Consider the following 18,511-nt stretch of genomic DNA (forward strand, 5'->3'; position numbering starts at 1 on the left):
GGGGATCAAAGAGGAGGTTGAACGATGATTCGATTCGGAGTAATCGGAACCAATAGTATCACAGAGAAATTCATTCAAGCAGGCAAGCAACATGATGCTTTTCAGTTAATAGGAGTCTATTCGAGGACTGAAAAGCGAGCCCGGGAATTTGCTTCTGAACATGGAGCAGACTTAACATTCACTTCTATTGAGGAGATGGCTAAAAGCGATCGAATCGATGCCGTTTACATTGCCAGCCCAAACTCATTTCATGCGGAGCAAGCGAACGTATGTATGACACATGGCAAGCACGTCCTATGTGAGAAGCCCATGGCATCGAACCAGCAAGAAGTCGATTCTATGATCGAAACAGCTCAAACTCACGGTGTCACTTTGATGGAAGCGGTGAAGTCGACTTTCATTCCAGGGTTTGCTCTCATCCAGGAGCATCTACATAAAATAGGGCCAGTCCGTCGATACGTCGGGAACTTCTGCAAATACTCTTCCAGGTATGATGCTTATAAAGAGGGAACGATATTAAATGCGTTTAATCCTGCATTTTCTAATGGATCGTTAATGGACCTTGGATTGTATGGTCTTTATCCCATGGTCGTGTTGTTCGGAAGACCTGAAAAAGTCCAGGCTCAAGCGGTCATGCTAGACTCAGGAGTCGATGGTGAGGGGAGTTTACTTGCGACCTATGACGATATGGAAGCGGTGGTGATGCACTCTAAAATCGTGCACTCGTATGCCCCTTCTGAGATTCAGGGGGAACGAGGGGCTATGATTATTCCGGATATATCCGAACCCACGAGTCTAACCCTCCGTTACAATGACGGGCATGAAGAAACGATTGATTGTACTGAAGATTACGATCCCATGTACTATGAAACGAAAGAATTTATAGACTTAATTCAAAAAGAACAAAAACAATCTACAATCAATTCGCATCAAAATTCACGGATTGTAGCAGAAATCATGGAAGAGGCTCGTCGTCAGATCGGACTCATCTATCCTGCTGATGAAAAGTAAGAAAAAGACATAGCTCCTGGTTTTTCTAGGCATACTAGAAAAAACGAGGAGCTTTTCTTATGAATTTACAATCAGGTACGTACTATTGGCCAACGACGATGGCTGCAGCCCCTCGCTATCCTTCCCTCGATCACAGCATTAGTTGTGACCTTTTGATTGTGGGTGGAGGAAGTTCGGGTGCTCAATGTGCATATTATTTTGCAGAGACCGGAATGGATGTCGTCCTTATAGAGAAAGGTGGCATCGGGCTTGGGAGTACAGCCACAAATACGAGTATCCTTCAGTACATGGGAGAGAAACTATTCACGGACCTAGTTCACCAATTTGGGGACGACTATGTGACAAGACATATGCAGTTATGTCAGGAAGCGATCGATGATATAGAGACAGCAAGCCAAGCCGTCCGTTTTGATACGGAATTTTCCAGGCGCAATACGTTGTACTATGTAAGTGAAGAAGAGGATGAATTAAGACTGAAGGAAGAGTGTCGCTGGTTGTTGGAGAGAGGGGCACCTGTCGAATGGGTGTCGGCAGATTGGATTCGTGATCATTATTCGTTTGAAAAGAAGGGTGCCATTTATACTTCAAACGACGGAGAATTGAATCCCTTCACTTTCACACATGGGCTGATTGATTTTGCATCTAATAAAGGCGTTCGAGTATTTGAACATACGGAAATGGTCGGTGTTCACAGTGACGATGATTCGCCAATTATAACCATTAAAGGTGGACATACGATTAGAGCGAATCAAGTCATTTATGCCGCTGGTTATGAAGATATGGATATCGTAAAAGAAAAGAAAGCTCGCTTTGTCAGTACCTATACAGTGACCACGACCCCTGTTCAATCTTTTACAGGCTGGCATGAAAGATCATTGATTTGGGAAACAGCCAGGCCATACGTGTATATCCGGACGACGAAAGATCAACGCATTATCATAGGTGGTCTTGATGAAGATACAGATATAGCGGAAGAACGGGATGCTAAACGGATTCATAAGAGAGATCAACTCATGCACGAGCTACGAGCAAGGTTTCCAGAAATCGAGGCGGAACCAGCCTTTGATTCGGCCGCTTTCTATGGAGGATCGGTAGACGGATTGCCGATGGTCGGCATGTATGAAGAGCATCCAAATAGTTACTTTTTGATGGGGTATGGTGATAACGGACTGGTCTACAGTATGATGCTCGCTAAGTTGATTCGCGATCATCTTGTCAGCTCTCAGTCCGAGGACTTGCATCTATATGAGCTAGAGCGACCATTGAAGAAGAGCCGTTTGTATAAATAAACGAAAAGCACTTGCCCACATAAGGCAAGTGCTTTCGTTCATCCTTTGAAGCTATATGTTCGTTTCCTTCTTTTCCATTGCTTTTTGGTAACCTTCCATAATTCCTTGTGCATAGACTTTGTTTAAAACAGTCATGGTTTGAGGAATGACATGGTTTTCAGAAGTATTGGACACTTGGTTCAGTAGATCCACCAATTCCAATAGTTCATCGGTGATCGGAAAAATCGGTTTAATATTGTCCCTCAAATACATCACCTTCCTGATTTATCATCTTGGGAATGAATATCGAAAATGTTATCTTAATAAACTAAGCCCAATGATTCGCTTTCAAAGAGAAAAGTAGACACTTATTATTATCACTTTAATTTTATACTTTTTCAATGACTAAGCCCGGGTTTTTGAAAAGTCACCCATTCCCATTGTTCATGCAATTGTTGTACAAACATTATACTGAAAAAATTAGAGTTTAGAGTTGGAAAAAGAGGGTGGTCAATGGCTTCTATCTCCCTGCTTCATCCTGTATAATTATAGGAACTTTCAGACATATCGGGGGACATCATTGTGCGTAAATTATTTACATACTCGCTTCCTTATAAATGGTCGGCCATCGTTGCCCTTTCGTTAATGGGCATCGAACTGGTTGTTGAATTAGTACAGCCATTGCTGATGGCGAAAATCATTGATGAAGGGATATTAAATGAAGACTACAGGCTAGTCTCTGTGTACGGAGCAGGACTGTTGGGCCTATCGTTACTCGCTTTTGCTGCAGGCGTGACGAATTCTTTTTTTGCGGCACGTCTCAGTCAAGGAGTGGGATATGATCTGAGGAAAGATGTGTTTGAAAAAGTTCAATCTTTTACAAGTAAGAACTTTCAATCGTTCTCCACGCCTGGCTTGATTACAAGGATCACAAACGACGTGGTCCAAGTACAAAATCTGCTGTTCATGCTTGTCAGGATTGCCTTGCGTGCCCCGTTGTTCATTATCTTTGCCTTAATCATGGCTTTTACCATTGATGTCCAATTAGCGACGATTTTAGTCGTCGCTGTTCCTGTATTTCTTCTGTTTCTATTTTTCATCCTAACCAAAGGAGTACGGTTATTTAACGCTGTTCAAACAAGAATCGACCGCGTGAATACGGTGATCCGGGAGAATTTGACAGGCATTCGCTTAATTAAAGGATTCAACAGAGGAGCTCATGAAGAACGTCGCTTTTATGACGTGAATGATTCATTGATGGAAAAGAATAAACGCGCGTTATGGCTGATGGAAGTAGCGATGCCGGTGGTGATGCTCGGAGTGAATATCATCATTCTTGTCATTCTATGGCTCGGAGCGAGTCGTCTTCAAGAACAGAGTATTCAACCAGGGGAAGTCGTTGCGATCATCAACTATGCGACGAGGATCATGTTTACGTTTTCCATATTCACGTTTCTCATCATGGTTTTTTCACGCGGTCACGCCTCTGCTACAAGAATCGGTGAAGTATTGGACGAAGAAACACCAACCTTCTTACAAGTAAGTGATGGAAAAACACCAGTGCTCAAGGGCGATGTCACATTTCAAGACGTCTCTTTTTCTCATGAAAGAGAGCCCACCCTCCATTCGATTTCGTTTCAAGTGAAGGCGGGACAGACGGTCGGCATCTTGGGAGAAACGGGATCTGGGAAAACATCGATGTTGCACTTGATTCCGAGGTTATTTGAGAAAGATAGCGGCTCTATCTACTTAGATGACTACAAGATTGAAGAGTTGGACGTCAAAGAACTGCGGAAGCAAATCAGTCTGGTTCCTCAAGAGATTCACCTGTTCTCTGGGACAGTCAAAGAGAATATCGCATGGGGGAAAGAGCAGGCGACAGACGAAGAGATTATAACAGCTGCGAAACAAGCACAAATCCATGCGTTCATCACTTCTCTCCCTGATGGCTACGCGACGCAATTAGGTCAGAAGGGCGTCACGTTCTCAGGAGGTCAGAAACAACGTTTATCGATTGCCCGTGCTCTTGTCCGTAAGCCGAAAGTGTTGATTCTTGATGACAGTACGAGTGCATTGGACGCTCATACAGAGTATCGACTGATGGAAGCCTTGAAAGACCAATCGTGTACGGTGTTTATGGTCGCTCAAAAAATCAGTTCACTCAAAGCCTCGCATACGATCATGTTGCTTCATAAAGGAGAATTGATCGCTGAAGGGACACACGAGCAGCTGCTGAGAGAAAGTCGTTACTACCTGGATGTGTACCAATCTCAGTTGGAGGAGGTGCAGTAATGGCGCAACGATCGAACATTCGCCGTCACCAAGGAATCGGCACGACCCCGCCGAAAGTGGACGATATCCGTTCTACAATCAAGAGGATTTGGAGATATATGAGAGCGGAAAAGGTCCGTTTTTATACCGTTCTTGCTCTTATTTTATTAAGTTCTAGTTTATCGTTGTTAGGACCGTATCTGTTAGGTCGGACGGTCGACTTAGTGATTGAAAATCCCAGCGTCAGTGTTTTATTTACGATGTTACTCGTGCTTTTCTTTGTGTATTTATTTCAATCCGTTTTTTTATGGTTGCAAAATTATTGGATGATCGGGATAGCTCAAAACGCGGTCTACGAAATGAGGAACCACTTGTTCTCACACCTTCAACAGCTGCCACTCCTTTTCTTCCAGGATTATCAGCAAGGGGAGCTGATGAGCCGCCTTACGAATGATATGGAAAACGTCAGTAGGACATTGAATACCGCCATCGTCCAATTTGTCACAAGTGTCCTTACGATTACGGGAACACTTGCCATCATGATTTGGTTAAGTCCTTTACTGACACTAATGACGGTGACGATTGTTCCGGTTATGTACTTCGGGATGAGGTGGATTACGAAACGGACGGGTAGGTATTTCAAGGAACAGCAGCATCATCTCGGTGAAGTGAACGGGTACGTCGAAGAAATGTTTTCTGGGCAGACGATCGTGTCGATGTTTTCTCGGGAAGAGCATGTGGTCAATGAATTTCAAGAGAAAAATGAAGCTTTACGAAAGTCTGGCTATTGGGCTCAAGTCTATACGGGCTTCATTCCGAAATTGATGAACATGTTAAATAACGTCAGTTTTGCCATCATTGTAGGTGGGGGTGGTTTGCTTGCATTGAATGGATTTGTTTCCATCGGAATTATTGTGACATTCACCACCTATTCCAGGCAGTTTACTCGCCCGTTGAATGATTTGGCCAACCAATTCAACATGATTTTATCCGCGGTGGCAGGTGCGGAACGAGTCTTTCAAATTATCGACGAGCCGGAAGAAACAAAAGATGAACAGGAAGCAGGGGAGCTTCATAAACTGACCGGTGAAGTCAAGTTCGATGGTGTCGACTTTACGTATGAAGGGGATCAGCAAACGCTTAGGGACTTGAACTTCCATGTGAAGGCAGGCGAAACCGTCGCCTTGGTTGGTCCCACGGGAGCTGGGAAGACGACCATCATTTCTCTTCTTTCGCGTTTCTATGAACCGACAGGGGGGCAAATCCTTATCGATAACTTACCGTTGTCCTCGGTCACACGTGAAAGTTTGAGGAGTCAGATGGGGGTCGTTCTTCAAGACTCGACGATGTTCCATACGACGATTCGAGAAAATATTCGCTACGGTCGACTTGATGCCACAGATGAAGAGGTAGAACAAGCAGCGAAGGCCGCGTATGCCCATGATTTTATCCAGCAGCTACCGGAAGGCTACGGTACATGGTTAGACTCGGATGGAAAAGGCGTCAGTCACGGACAACGACAATTGTTGTCGATTGCAAGAGCAATGATTGCAAGTCCCCCGCTGCTTATTCTGGATGAAGCGACGAGTAGCATCGATACCGTGACAGAAATGAAAATTAATGATGCCCTTGCCACCCTGATGGAAGGGCGTACAAGTTTCGTGATTGCCCACCGTTTAAATACAATCCGCTCAGCTGACTTGATTCTTGTTCTACAAGACGGGAAAGTTGTTGAAAAAGGATCACATAAAGAGTTGCTTGCGGAACGAGGGTTCTATGCGGATTTGGTAAAAACCCAAATGGCAGAAAACCAAGCCCTTTCTTAACGGAGATCAACACGCCTGATATCAAACGGACATACCCTAGTAAAAAAGGGGTATGGCGAATGAGTAAACGTAAAAAAAATCTGCCGTCATGGATCGATGTTCCATACGCTGGCGCATCATCTCCACCGACAGTGGCCGGTGGAGTCGAGCCAGAAGCAGGAGATTGGAAAACCTATTTTATTAAGCATAGCAAGAGACACGGATTCACAAAGTTGGATGGACGTCCGATTCGTTTGGCCATTCAAGATCCGAATTCCATCGATTTCTTACAACAACTGCAAGTCGTGAAAAAGACCTTAGCCAATTTGACTGAGGAACAAAAGGATATCGCCATCTATTGGGGGAGTGGACCTCCTTCCAAACAGTGGACACCGATAGCTGATCGTCTGATTGACACTTATGAGGTGGAAGCACCACGGGCAGCAAGGATATTGGGAGCGTTATTCAGCGGCATGAACGACGCGTTCGTTGTCGGGTGGACATTAAAGTATAAGTGGCTAGTGCCAAGACCGAACCAATTGGATAAGAACCTGGCGACGGTCATCTGTACGCCGAATCATCCATCGTACCCGTCTGGTCATGCTGTTGTTTCGGGAGCGGCCGAAGTGATTCTCAGTTATTTCTTCCCGAGTGAACGTAGAAAACTGCATGAACTGGCAGAAGAAAATGCGTTATCTAGGTTATATGCAGGAGTACACTACCCCGCGGATAACGAGCAAGGACTTCGTTTAGGACGTCAAATTGGGCGGGTCGTTGTAGAGGAGTTACAGAAGGATGAAGTGAATGGGTTTCCCCTTGACCGTCCATTCCGTTCCTATCGCGATGCAGATATCATACTGAAAAACTATGAACAGGTCATCCCGTTCGACTATGATGAGAGATGTGACTCGCTGTTGTTAGGTGATGACGATGAATCTTCTTCGAGTAGTGACTGGGGAAGGCCGCGATTGTTCTTCTAAAAGAGTAGCGAAATGCTGCTCTTTTTTGTATGTATTGAAAATGGTTCCTTAGCTCTGGGAGTAAGGAAGTTTAAAGCAACCATAGAGCATATAACATCGAATTCTCAAACTCTATTTTCTCGAATATATATTCTCTTTAAGCACCTCTAAAGTACCCAATTTATACCTCTCCCTCGACTGGATAGAATTTTTTATGATTGCAAAGTACATACTTCATACCAAAGTGGTAAACTAAGGGGAGTTAAGAGAAGGTGAGGGCATAGAATTTGTCTTATAATAAAAAAATGAAGTCGACCGAATACCGTGTTCAGGAGCAAGGTGAATTGCTCCTTTTTTTGTTTGAAGTTTTACCCGATACGGGGAGGAACTCTGTGAAATCCATGCTGAAGCGAGGGCAAGTGTTGGTGGATGAGCAGACGGAAACGAAGCACGACTTTCATCTTCGTGAAGGTCAAAAAGTGACGATCATCAAAAACAAAGTCGCGAAGCGCAAATCGACGTTGACTGGTCTTTCCATACTCCATGAAGACGATGATGTCATCGTTGTGGATAAAAGCTCAGGCTTGCTCTCGATTGCGTCTCCGAAAGAGAAACAGATGACCGCTCATCGCCAATTGATGAATTATGTGAAGCAACAAAATCCGGGTAATCGTATTTTCATTGTTCACAGATTGGACCGAGACACATCAGGGGTCATGCTTTTTGCCAAGAGTGAAGAAGTGAAAGAGAGACTGCAAAAAACGTGGAAGAAGAGCGTTGAGGAACGAACGTATATCGCACTCGTTGAGGGGCGTCTAAAGCAACAGGAAGGTACAATCACTTCTTATTTGAAAGAAAGCAAGTCATGGAAAGTCCACTCCAGCCAAAAGCAGAATGGTGGGCAGCATGCTGTCACTCATTATCAAGTTCTAGAATCCAAAGGAAATGGGACGTTGGTTCAAGTTCAACTGGAAACGGGGAGAAAGAATCAGATCCGTGTTCATATGCAAGACATCGGCCACCCTATTGTAGGAGATGATAAGTACGGTTCGACGGTGAACCCTATTCAACGCCTTGGTTTACATGCTCATATCCTCGCTTTCAAACATCCGAAAACAGGGAAGTCGTTGCGATTTGAATCCCCTGTTCCGAAAGGTTTTTACAAAAAGTTTTAAAAAGAAGACAACTTCCCAGGGCTTGTTCGCATATACATGAAGCAAACAAGTCTTGGGAGGGATTTCATTGGATGCACTTATTTTATCTGCGAAAAAGATCGGACTGATTGCGGGCGCATTAGTCATCGCTTTTGCCGCCTACTTCATTGGTAGTTATTTCTGGCAAGGAGCTGTCCCGACATCTCTGATGAACAAAGGCGAACCTCGGGTCATCAATATGGTGACTGGAGAGTTCAAGGCACAAACAGCGGATGGAAAAGAAATTGAAGCGTACCGGTTTGACCCAGGAACCGTTTTTGTTGAAAAAGGAGAACCTGTCCAGCTGAACATTTATGGTGTGAACGGTAAAGAACACCCTTTCTATATTGAAGGAACGGACATCAAAGGGACGGTGAAACAAGGGGAAGAGACTGTCGTAGATGCAACGTTCGATAAGGAAGGCATATATCGCATGATCTGTGAGACTCATTCAGATACATCGACAGACGGTCCGATGATTGCTTATATCGTCGTTGATTAAAGAAGAGGAAAAGGAGGGGGACGAGCTATTGTCTCTCTTTTTTGAATCGAATCTGCGAAGGGGTCGAATAGATGTTAGCGATGATTGTGGGGAACATTTTTCTTGGTCTCTCGATTGCAGCTCCTGTTGGTCCGATCAATATAGAGATCATCAAAAGAGGGCTGTCATTCGGTTTTTGGCCGGCATTGTTCGTCGGATTTGGCGGCATGTCCTCAGATCTCCTGCTTATGGGGGCCATGTTTGTTGGAATGTCAGCGGTGTTGTCGATTACATGGGTAAAAGTCCTTCTGATGTGTTTAGGTGCAGTCGTGCTTTTACATAGTGGCTGGTCGAGTCTTCGAGCACCTCAGGTTTTGGAAGATCAATCACACGATCAGCGCGGGGGAAACAGCCGCTCTTTAAGGTGGCATTCTTTCTTGAAGGGCTTTATTATAGCGGGGACGAATCCGATGAACCTTCTCTTCTGGATCAGTATCTATGGTTCGGTTCTTAGCGGAGCATTCCAAGAAGAGAATATCATGACGTCTTTTTTACTCAGTGTCCTCGTCTTTATCGGAATCGGGCTTTGGAACCTGAACTTGGCCTTCACGACGCATTTCGGGCGACTCTTAGCCTCCCCTTTCTTTTTGCGAACGGTGAATGTTGTGGCGAGTTTGGTGCTGATTGGATTCGGAGTCCGCTTTGGTTATCTAGGGGTTCGGTTGCTTGTTGGTATGCTATAGAAAAAGGCTCCGTCTAGAGGGACGGAGCCTTTAACGGTTTGTTGAGAAAGCCACTTTCGGTTCTGACAAAATGAGAAGAAACCGGTGGCGTGGAAACGACTCCCTTTCCGCAGGAGGCGGTGAGCTTCCTCGGACGCTTCGCGCCCTGCGGGATCTCACCCAAGCCTCAGGATCCTGCAGGAGTGTCGCCGTTTCCACGCCACCTCAACCAAGGAAGGCTGAACCTTTAGAGATTCAATTACAATGGGGATCTTTACTGATGACAGCAGCATTTTTAGCAAGGTTCTGTTCCCGCTATTTATAGCATAGTGGGAGGGGAAACGGGGAGACTCCCGCGGGAGAAGGACCTAGGCGAGACCCCACAGAGAGTGTTAACGAACGAGGAGGCTTGCCGGCTCCCCCGCAGGAAAGCGAGTCGTTTTCCATCCCACGGCATTCTTATATGATCTAACAGAACCTTCTTCAACAGCCTGAAAAAGGCTCCGTCTCGAGGGGCGGAGCCTTTAATGTTTAGAAGTTAGGAAGCATTGTTTTCTTTAAGAAGACGGTTAATTTCATTTTTGTAAAGGTCCGATCGTCCACCGAATATCGCTTGGATATTTTTATCGACCTTCACGACACCTGCCGCTCCTAGTGATTTGAGGTGATCTTCATCAATCTCTCCCACATCAGATACTTCGACGCGAAGGCGTGTAAAGCAGGCATCCACGTGTTTCAAGTTTGTTTCTCCACCAAGAGCCTCCATAATAGCAACGGCTGTTTCTTTCGTTTGGTTGGATTTGCCGCCTTTTTTATTTTTCTCGTTGAAATCTTTACGTGTGTATAATTTGTTCTCTTGACCGCCACGACCAGGGGTAGCAAGGTCCCATTTCTTGATAGCGAACGAGAACGAGAAGTAATAAATGACAAAGAATATAGCACCAGCGACCAGATTCATCCACCAGTTGCCTGTACCGGGCAGAGCGTTGACAAGGATGAAGTCTATCAATCCAGACCCTCCGGCCCAACCAAGATGTACATCAAGCATATACATAACGGCAAAGGACACCCCAGCCAATAGGGCGTGGAAAACGAATAATAAAGGTGCGACGAATAAGAATGTAAATTCAATCGGTTCTGTTATACCTGTTAAGAATGCTGTACCTGCTGCGGCAATCAACATTCCCTTCACGACTGGTTGGTTTTTCTTATCTGCGCGTTTATACATAGCCAGGGCAGCACCGAGTAATCCGAACATGATGACAGGGAACTTACCAGCCATAAAGCGTCCGGCTGTTACTTCCACACCTTCTGCAATCTGAGCTAAGAAGATGTATTGATCTCCCGATACCATACTTCCGGCAACCTCGGTTGTACCACCGAGAGATGTCCAAAGGAACGGGGCATACCAGATGTGGTGTAAACCTGTTGGAATCAAGGCACGCTCCAAGAATCCGTACAAACCAATATATAACGGATTAGTTGCTCCGTTTGCGATGACGTTTGCGACAGAGTTAATGCCCATCTGGATAGGAGGCCAGACGACCATCATAGCAAGAGCTAAGAAAATCGAGGAGAACACCATGGCAATTCCGACAGAGCGGTCTCCTGCGAAAAAACCGAGAACTTCAGGTGGGTCGAATTCATGGAATTTATTATAAATCCAGACAGCTAGTAAACCGACAACGATACCACCAAGGACACCGGTTTCTAAGGTTGGTATCCCGAGGGCCATGCCATACTCTCCGCTTTCAGACACCATCTCAGGAGTAATGTCTAAAGCGAAAGAAATCGTCTTGTTCATAATGATGTATCCAAGTAAGGCAGCAAGGGCGGCGATGCCGGATCCTCCGGTCAAACCGATTGCGACACCAATGGCGAAGATTACTGCTAAGTTATTGAAAATGCTGATTCCGATATCAGACATGCCGTTTCCGATCAGTTGTATAACATCGTTTTGTAAAAAGGTAAGCGAATCGGCGAGCGGCCCTGTTAATGCGGCTCCAAATCCAAGCAGGATTCCTGCTGCGGGTAGTAGAGCGACAGGGACCATCAGCGACTTACCAAACTTTTGTAAACTCCCGAAATATTTCTTCACTGTATATCCTCCTTTTTAAGGAAACGCTTTCGTAATCGTTCAAGAAAAGCCCGGACCGAGGTCCGGGTGTGACCGGTTACGATTGAGTGACCAACTGCTTGTTTTTATGAAGTTCAGGCCAGAAATCTTTATTCGCTTCGATCATGTCATCAAGAATTTGGCGAGCGCGTGGAGCATCAACGACTGTGCGGTTAAGCGTGAGTGCTTGAAGCGCTTTTTCATAACTGTTCTCATAGTAGGCATCTACCACAAGCTTCTCATAGCCTAGTTGTCCTTCGATCAGGCCTTTATAGAATGTGGAGATATGCCCAACAGCGAATGGTTTTGGTCCGCGGTTCGTAATCATCGCTGGCACTTCCACCATCGCATCGTCAGGTAAGTTAGCAATCGTGCCGTTATTTTCCACCATTACGATGAAGATGTCCCCATTGTTATACGCCATTGAAGCGGCTACACGAATCATATAGCGACCATGAATGTCTACTTCGAGTTCCACATTAGCTGTTGTGTCATCAGCTATGATTTGGTCGGCTAGCTGGTGTACGCGAGCTTCACGACCATTGATCACTTGACGAGCGCGGGTATTGGTCGGCTCTTCTTTTTCCACCATTTCTGAAGGATAGAGATAATATTGCAAGTACGTATTCGGTAAATATTCAGGGAAGTCGGTAACCATCCGCTCGACTTGTTTGAATGTCTTGATCCATGATGGATCGTTTGCGATTTCAGCGTCTTCCGGGATGAATCCGTCTTCCGTGATCGCCCTTTTTATCGTGTTCGTGTGATCGTTTCCGTCTTTGTCGAGAATCTTCGTAAACCAACCAAAGTGATTCAGACCGAAGTATTCGGGCACAAGGTCGAAAACATCTTTTCCTAGAATGCCGGCGTAGCTGACCATGATGGCTGCAGGCATATCACAAATGTTCAAGAGCTTCTTATCTTCAGGGAACTCACGACGAAGTGCTTCCGCAACGATAGCTGCTGGGTTCGTATAGTTGAGGATCCATGCATCCGGTGAATAGTGACGGATGTCGTTGACGAGTTCGATCATATCGCCGATGGAGCGAAGTCCGTAAGCCATTCCACCAGGTCCGCACGTTTCCTGTCCGACCGCACTATATTGGAGTGGAATCTGTTCGTCTTTCTCACGCATCGCAAGACCGCCTGTACGGATTTGAACAAAAACGAAATCCGCATTCGTTAAGGCTTCTTTTTTATCCGTCGTGTATGAGAAGCTTTCCAGCTCAGGGTATTTTTCACGTAAGATGATTTCAGAAGCTTTGGCGATCTTTTCTTGACGTTCTGAATTCGTGTCATAAAATGTGATGGATTTCAACGGAAACTGATCTTTTTCAGCGATTAAGCTCATAATCATTCCGATTGTGTACGTACTACCGCCGCCTACTACGACTAGGTTTTGCTTTTTCATATTGTATGACCTCCATAAAGGTATTATATTTGTATTAATAATTTGTTGATACAAATATAATACATATTCATGTAAGCGTCAACATGTTATTTTATATCTTTGTTATACTAAGACTATCGACACACACAGGAGGATGTACTATGGGATCTCCTTTATATAGAAGGATTGCACAACAAATCAAAAAGGAAATAGAATCGGGCCAATGGAAGCAAGGCGATTCAATTCCAGCTGAGCTCCACTTGTCAGAGAAGTATGAGGCGTCCAGAGTCACTGTGCGGCAAGCCATTAAAGTGCTTGTGGAAGAGGGGTTATTAGAAAAAATCCAGGGGAGCGGTACGTACGTTAAAGAGCAGAAGATCGAGCACAATATTTTTGAACTCATCAGTTTTACAGAAGAAATGCGCAGTTTAAGCAAGGAACCGGTAAACCGAGTATTGGACTTTCAGCTGATTCATCCGCCAGATCATGTTCAGCGGAAACTGAAGCTATCTGATAATGAAAAAGTTTTTTATGTAAGGCGTCAGCGTTTGGTAGATGAGGTTCCTTACGTACTCGAAGATACGTATTTGCCAGTCAATCTTTTTCCGAACTTGTCTTATCAAATTATGACCGGTTCCAAGTATGACTATATTGAAAAAGAAGTTGGGAAGAAGATCAAGGATAGTTTCCAAGAAGTCATTCCGGTTCTTCCGAGTGAGGATATTGCTGAGGCGCTGACGGTTAATGTGGATACTCCGATTTTAAAAATTCAATCCTATAGCGTATTTGAGGATGGGACGGTATTCGAATATAGTGAGAATCATTTCAAGAGTGATGAGTATAAGTTCACTTTAAGAGCATCTCGCCCATAAAAGCTGAAGCAGGTAATTCTCTTGATTTATTACTATGATTGTTCAAGAATAGGGCAGTAATGTTGAACACTCAATTTCGAGACTTTTGTATTGAGGACGGGGGAGATGGGGAACGAGTCGCTTTCCGTGGGGCGGGCGCTGAGCCTCCTCGAGCTAAAGCTCTGTGGGGTCTCAGCTGTCCCACTTAATCCCACAGGAGTCTCCCCGTTCCCCATCTCCCCTTGCCAAAATAGTCTCTCGAAATCACCCCCCTGGAGTCCGTGAACAATGCGACTCCAGGGGGATGTATTGGATGAACGCACCCCAATCCGGACATTTACCTAAGCAATCAGGACAACAGATGCACGATTTCAGACATCTTCTGCTCAATCAGGACAAGTGATCCTCTATATCGGTCATTTCCTTACGATTCGGACAAGAATGGCAATTTATCGGACATTTACTTAGCCTATTCAGTCAGACGTGCTTCTTTTCATCAATGAATGGTCCGACTAACTATATTTGGACGGGTGTGGTGGGAAATGGCGAGACTCCCGCGGGAGAAGGAACAAGGCGAGACCCCACAGGGAGTGTCAACGACCGAGGAGGCTCCCGCAGGAAAGCGAGTCATTTCCCACCACGCCCTTTTCTTACTTCAGTAGAGGACCCAAACACCTCACCTTCAAGTCTTCAAGATAAGGGGGATTATCTTGAATATATAGATTGAATAATGAGGGATTATAGTGAAAAAGTTACAATAATAACGACAACCCATAACAAAGCCGATTGAAAAGAAAAAGGAAACCGCAGAGGGTTTCCTTTTTTTCGTGTCTATTCTTTTACCGCACCAGAAGTCAAACCAGAAACGATTCGGCGTTGGAAGAGCAGAACCATGATGACGAGCGGTATCGTAACGATAACCGTCGCAGCCGATATCTCTCCCCAAGGAATCGTGTACTGTCCTTGGAACATCCCGATCCCGACAGGAACGGTTTTGTAATCTTCCGCTGTGTTAATGACGAGGGCGAAGAGGAATTCATTCCAAGCAGCGATGAATACAAGAATCGCTGTGGTAAAAATACCCGGCACAGCAAGCGGAAGGATGATACGGAAATACGTCTGCATCATAGATGCACCATCCATCTTCGCTGATTCTTCAAGGTCGAACGGAATTTTGCGGAAGAAGGTAACCAACAACCAAATGGATAATGGTAAAGCGAATGTTGTATAAGGGATGATCAATCCTAAGTGACTGTTTGTCAGGCCGATATTTCTTAAGAATATATAGATCGGGGAGATCGTTGCAATCTGTGGAAACATCGATACAGACAACACGACACCTAGAATGATCGCTTTTCCTCTAAATCGTAAGCGTGCAATAGCGTACGCTGCAAAGGCAGCTACAAATACGGTATATACCGTTGTCACGGTTGCTACGACTAGGCTGTTCCAAAGGTATAAATGGAACGGGCGAATCGTGAACACGGAAATATAACTTTGAATCGTAGGGTTGCTTGTGAACCATGTGAACGCTTGGTCTCCAAAAAGCTCAGATAACGGTTTGACGGAGCTTAAGAGAATCCAAAGGAACGGGAACATGATGACGAAGACAAAGATCACTAAGAATACGTAAAATCCTACACCTGCTTTTTTCTGCATCTATTCTCTCACTCCTTTATTTTTTAACTCCGTCACCGAGTAAGTCGGATCCCAAGAATTTAATGTAAATCGACGAAATGATCGCTACACAGATAAATACGATAACCGCTAAGGCTGACCCTTCACCGAAGTTGGTTTGTTGGAACATGACCTTATAGGCGAGTAGCGAGATGACTTCTGTGGAGTTCGCCGGTCCACCACCGGTCAGTACATAAATCAAGTCAAAGACGCGGAAAGCATCCAGCGTACGGAACAACAGGGCAACTAGAATACTAGATTTGATAAGTGGTAGCGTAATGTTGATGAACTGCTTCCATTTGCTCGCCCCATCAATCGAAGCCGCTTCATATAGAGAAGACGGGATTGTTTGAAGGCCGGCAAGTAATAATAGCGCCATGTAAGGTGTCGTTTTCCAGACGTCGGTAAGAATGACGGATGCCATCGCCCCGACAGGCGTTGTCAGCAGCACACTCATATTTTCAATAATTCCGATTTCAGCAAAGAATTTTGCAATAATTCCGTTTTGACCATCGTACAAGTACTTCCACATCATAGCGGAAACGGCTGTCGGAATCGCCCACGGAATAAGAATCGATGCTCGCACGAGTCCTCGACCAAAGAAGGCTTTGTTAATCAATAAAGCAATGGCCATACCTAATACAAGCTCAAATCCGACGGAGACGAATGTAAATACAAACGTATTTCCAAGTGATCGCCACAGTCGCACGTCTGTTAAGTTATTGGCGTAGTGTGAGACACCGATGAAGTTCGGTCGAATGATACTTTCATTGAGTCCACTGGCAAGTCCAGTAAGACGGTCGGCGTTTTGTAAGGCGTCTTCTGACTCTAACTCTACGAGACGCTCTTCAACCTGTTCAAAGGTTTGCTCAAAATCTTCGCCAAAGGAACTATCGATTGTGACTAATTTCAGCTCTTCACTAGGTACTTCAAAGTTGAATAGTATTTCATTCACTTCATTATAGGGTTCCTCGATGCCTTCTTTTTCTAAAAGTTGGTCATCATAAGACACCACGTTCGACTTGATGTCTTCCAGCACCTCATCCACTTCAGGTGGGGCGACTTCTATTTCATTATCTAGCGCGGTAAGTAAGAAGGGTTGGTTATTTAAGTATCGTTCTAAATCTAAGTTATAATCTAGATGAATGCTCGACTTTTGAGGGTCGTTTAGTTGGTAATCGAATAAACTGAAGTAAAATGACTGGATAACGGGCCAAATGGCAATCGCTAAGATTAAAATTAAAGAAGGGGCAACCAATAAATACCCAAGCCGTCTTTCTTTTTTCAATGAATCATTTAACGTCTTTTTTGCCACGAATAGTTCCTCCTTTATGCCAAAAGGGGATTTAGCCCCCAGGTTCCATAGATCGACCTGAAGGCTAAATCAGAGTGTAGAGACTTACTGCATGACAGCTTTTAGTTCTTCTTCCATGGCTGCTACAGCTTCTTCTGGTGTCAATTCACCAGCGATTGCTTTAGATACATTGATTTGAATGACTTCAGAAACCTCAGGATAGTTCGGTGCTACAGGGCGGGATACTGCACCTTCAAGAGCGTTCTGGAATCCTTCTTGTGTGAAGAATGGGTTCGCTTCTAGGATTTCTTCGTCTTCAAATAGAGCAGGAAGTGTCGGAGCTAGACCACCATGGATGGCAGAGATCTTCTGACCTTCAGGACCCGTCATGAATTTAACGAACTCCCAAGCCTCTTCTTTGTGCTCAGAATATTTGTTGATGGCAGACATCCAACCACCAAGGGCAGCTGCGCTTCCAGCATCACCTTCAGGTAGTGGAGCTACACCTACGTTACCAGCAATTTCAGACTGTTCTTCATCGTTCGCAAGGTTCCATTGGTAAGGCCAGTTACGAATGTATGGAGATTGACCTTCAATGAATGCCGTGTGAGATTCAACTTCTGTGAACGTGTTGATGTTTCCTGGTACAAAGTCAGAAGTCGCTACTTCTACAAGTTTAGAAATCCCTTTGATTGTTTCAGGACTGTTAACAGCTACATCACCGTTTTCATCAAGAATCGTTCCGCCGTAAGAAGCGATGAACTCAACAGCGTTACAGACAAGACCTTCATACTGCTTTGCTTGCATCAAGTAACCGAATTCTGTTCCACCTTCACCTTGAAGGGAAGAAGCAGAAGACATCAAATCGTCCCAAGTTTGTGGAACTTCGCCTTCACCGACTAGATCTGTACGATAGAAAAGCATTCCAGCATCGATGAATTTAGGCATCGCCCAAGTTTTTCCGTTGAATTGAGCAGCGGATAGAGCACCTTGGTTGTAATCGCTTGTTTCGATTCCGTCACGTTGTAGGAAACGATCCAATTCTAGAACGTATCCTGCTTGTGCGAATTCTGCAGGCCATACAACATCTAAGTCCATAACGTCGATCTCAGAAGACTCAGCGTTCAACATCGTTACGTAAGCATCGTGTTGCTGACCAGTATCGGACGGCATCTCACGGAATGTTACGTTAATGTTCGGGTGCGTGTCATTGAACTCTTGAATTAACATTTCAGAAGCCTTCGTAGAATCTTGTCCACGGGCATAAACGAGTTCAACCACTTCATCAGAGGATTCACCTTCACCAGCTGATTCACCAGTGTCACCGTCAGTTTCTTCTGTTCCTTCATCTGTTCCTCCATCGCCTTCACCAGACGTTCCATCATCGCCACCACTACAAGCAGCCAATGCTACAACGACCAACAACATTAGGGAAAGTAACCAATACTTTGCTTTCATTACATAACCTCCTGG

General features: G+C 44.9%; 15 protein-coding genes. 9 read left to right on the forward strand and 6 right to left on the reverse strand.

The genetic code is table 11. The annotated features are described in order from the left end of the window. Positions 1–24: 24 nt before the first annotated feature. Together H0266_RS09005 and H0266_RS09010 are read left to right on the forward strand one after the other, a co-directional pair. Positions 25–1,011, forward strand: coding sequence for a Gfo/Idh/MocA family protein (locus tag H0266_RS09005; protein WP_181472074.1), 987 nt, complete (start codon positions 25–27; stop codon positions 1,009–1,011). 59 nt (positions 1,012–1,070) lie between these two features. After that, positions 1,071–2,300, forward strand: coding sequence for an NAD(P)/FAD-dependent oxidoreductase (locus tag H0266_RS09010; RefSeq protein ID WP_181472075.1), 1,230 nt, complete (start codon positions 1,071–1,073; stop codon positions 2,298–2,300). 51 nt (positions 2,301–2,351) lie between these two features. Here the strand turns inward: H0266_RS09010 and H0266_RS09015 are convergent, their stop codons facing one another. Further along, positions 2,352–2,546, reverse strand: a complete 195-nt coding sequence (locus H0266_RS09015; protein WP_246363840.1) for a hypothetical protein — start codon at positions 2,544–2,546, stop codon at positions 2,352–2,354. Between the two features lie 315 nt (positions 2,547–2,861). Here H0266_RS09015 and H0266_RS09020 point away from each other — a divergent pair, with 315 nt between their 5' ends. The 6 genes from H0266_RS09020 (at position 2,862) to H0266_RS09045 (ending at position 9,731) form a co-directional block, all read left to right on the forward strand. Further along, positions 2,862–4,571 carry an ABC transporter transmembrane domain-containing protein gene (locus H0266_RS09020; protein WP_181472076.1) on the forward strand — a complete coding sequence of 570 codons (1,710 nt, stop codon included), beginning with the start codon at positions 2,862–2,864 and terminating at the stop codon, positions 4,569–4,571. Continuing rightward, complete coding sequence (locus H0266_RS09025; RefSeq protein ID WP_181472077.1) at positions 4,571–6,376, forward strand: ABC transporter ATP-binding protein; 1,806 nt, start codon at positions 4,571–4,573, stop codon at positions 6,374–6,376. The genes H0266_RS09020 and H0266_RS09025 overlap by 1 nt, the downstream gene beginning before the upstream one ends. Before the next feature lie 59 nt (positions 6,377–6,435). Beyond that, positions 6,436–7,335 (forward strand): vanadium-dependent haloperoxidase, encoded by a 900-nt coding sequence (locus H0266_RS09030; protein WP_181472078.1) that lies wholly within the window; start codon positions 6,436–6,438, stop codon positions 7,333–7,335. A 284-nt stretch (positions 7,336–7,619) separates the two neighbouring features. Next, positions 7,620–8,489, forward strand: coding sequence for an RluA family pseudouridine synthase (locus H0266_RS09035; RefSeq protein ID WP_181472079.1), 870 nt, complete (start codon positions 7,620–7,622; stop codon positions 8,487–8,489). Between the two features lie 67 nt (positions 8,490–8,556). Next, complete coding sequence (locus tag H0266_RS09040; RefSeq protein ID WP_181472080.1) at positions 8,557–9,009, forward strand: cupredoxin domain-containing protein; 453 nt, start codon at positions 8,557–8,559, stop codon at positions 9,007–9,009. A 71-nt stretch (positions 9,010–9,080) separates the two neighbouring features. Beyond that, positions 9,081–9,731, forward strand: coding sequence for a LysE family translocator (locus tag H0266_RS09045; protein ID WP_181472081.1), 651 nt, complete (start codon positions 9,081–9,083; stop codon positions 9,729–9,731). Positions 9,732–10,248: 517 nt separating this feature from the next. Here the strand turns inward: H0266_RS09045 and H0266_RS09050 are convergent. Further along, entirely contained in the window at positions 10,249–11,808 is a 1,560-nt protein-coding gene (locus tag H0266_RS09050; RefSeq protein ID WP_181472082.1) for a PTS transporter subunit EIIC, read from the reverse strand. Positions 11,809–11,884: 76 nt separating this feature from the next. Next, positions 11,885–13,237 carry a 6-phospho-alpha-glucosidase gene (locus tag H0266_RS09055; protein ID WP_181472083.1) on the reverse strand — a complete coding sequence of 451 codons (1,353 nt, stop codon included), beginning with the start codon at positions 13,235–13,237 and terminating at the stop codon, positions 11,885–11,887. 140 nt (positions 13,238–13,377) lie between these two features. On the opposite strand from H0266_RS09055, the gene H0266_RS09060 reads away from it, so the two are divergent. Next, positions 13,378–14,088, forward strand: a complete 711-nt coding sequence (locus H0266_RS09060) for a GntR family transcriptional regulator (RefSeq protein ID WP_181472084.1) — start codon at positions 13,378–13,380, stop codon at positions 14,086–14,088. An 810-nt stretch (positions 14,089–14,898) separates the two neighbouring features. On the opposite strand, the gene H0266_RS09065 is transcribed toward H0266_RS09060, so the two are convergent. The 3 genes from H0266_RS09065 to H0266_RS09075 all read right to left on the reverse strand — a co-directional run bounded on the left by H0266_RS09065 (position 14,899) and on the right by H0266_RS09075 (position 18,496). Further along, the gene (locus tag H0266_RS09065) at positions 14,899–15,726 is read right to left on the reverse strand and encodes a carbohydrate ABC transporter permease (protein ID WP_181472085.1); all 828 of its coding nucleotides are present in this window, start codon (positions 15,724–15,726) and stop codon (positions 14,899–14,901) included. A 16-nt stretch (positions 15,727–15,742) separates the two neighbouring features. Then, positions 15,743–17,059 carry a carbohydrate ABC transporter permease gene (locus tag H0266_RS09070; protein ID WP_343063244.1) on the reverse strand — a complete coding sequence of 439 codons (1,317 nt, stop codon included), beginning with the start codon at positions 17,057–17,059 and terminating at the stop codon, positions 15,743–15,745. A gap of 84 nt (positions 17,060–17,143) precedes the next feature. Next, complete coding sequence (locus H0266_RS09075; protein ID WP_181472086.1) at positions 17,144–18,496, reverse strand: ABC transporter substrate-binding protein; 1,353 nt, start codon at positions 18,494–18,496, stop codon at positions 17,144–17,146. Between the last annotated feature and the right edge of the window lie 15 nt (positions 18,497–18,511).

Origin of the sequence: Halobacillus locisalis (assembly GCF_013694105.1) — a bacterium.
In the GTDB taxonomy this organism is placed as follows: domain Bacteria; phylum Bacillota; class Bacilli; order Bacillales; family Halobacillaceae; genus Halobacillus; species Halobacillus locisalis.

Coding starts and splice junctions, on each gene's coding strand:
- H0266_RS09005 (WP_181472074.1), top strand. CDS start 25: ATGATTCGATTCGGAGTAATCGGAACCAATAGTATCACAGAGAAATTC.
- H0266_RS09010 (WP_181472075.1), top strand. CDS start 1,071: ATGAATTTACAATCAGGTACGTACTATTGGCCAACGACGATGGCTGCA.
- H0266_RS09025 (WP_181472077.1), top strand. CDS start 4,571: ATGGCGCAACGATCGAACATTCGCCGTCACCAAGGAATCGGCACGACC.
- H0266_RS09030 (WP_181472078.1), top strand. CDS start 6,436: ATGAGTAAACGTAAAAAAAATCTGCCGTCATGGATCGATGTTCCATAC.
- H0266_RS09035 (WP_181472079.1), top strand. CDS start 7,620: ATGAAGTCGACCGAATACCGTGTTCAGGAGCAAGGTGAATTGCTCCTT.
- H0266_RS09045 (WP_181472081.1), top strand. CDS start 9,081: ATGTTAGCGATGATTGTGGGGAACATTTTTCTTGGTCTCTCGATTGCA.
- H0266_RS09055 (WP_181472083.1), bottom strand. CDS start 13,237: ATGAAAAAGCAAAACCTAGTCGTAGTAGGCGGCGGTAGTACGTACACA.
- H0266_RS09060 (WP_181472084.1), top strand. CDS start 13,378: ATGGGATCTCCTTTATATAGAAGGATTGCACAACAAATCAAAAAGGAA.
- H0266_RS09065 (WP_181472085.1), bottom strand. CDS start 15,726: ATGCAGAAAAAAGCAGGTGTAGGATTTTACGTATTCTTAGTGATCTTT.
- H0266_RS09075 (WP_181472086.1), bottom strand. CDS start 18,496: ATGAAAGCAAAGTATTGGTTACTTTCCCTAATGTTGTTGGTCGTTGTA.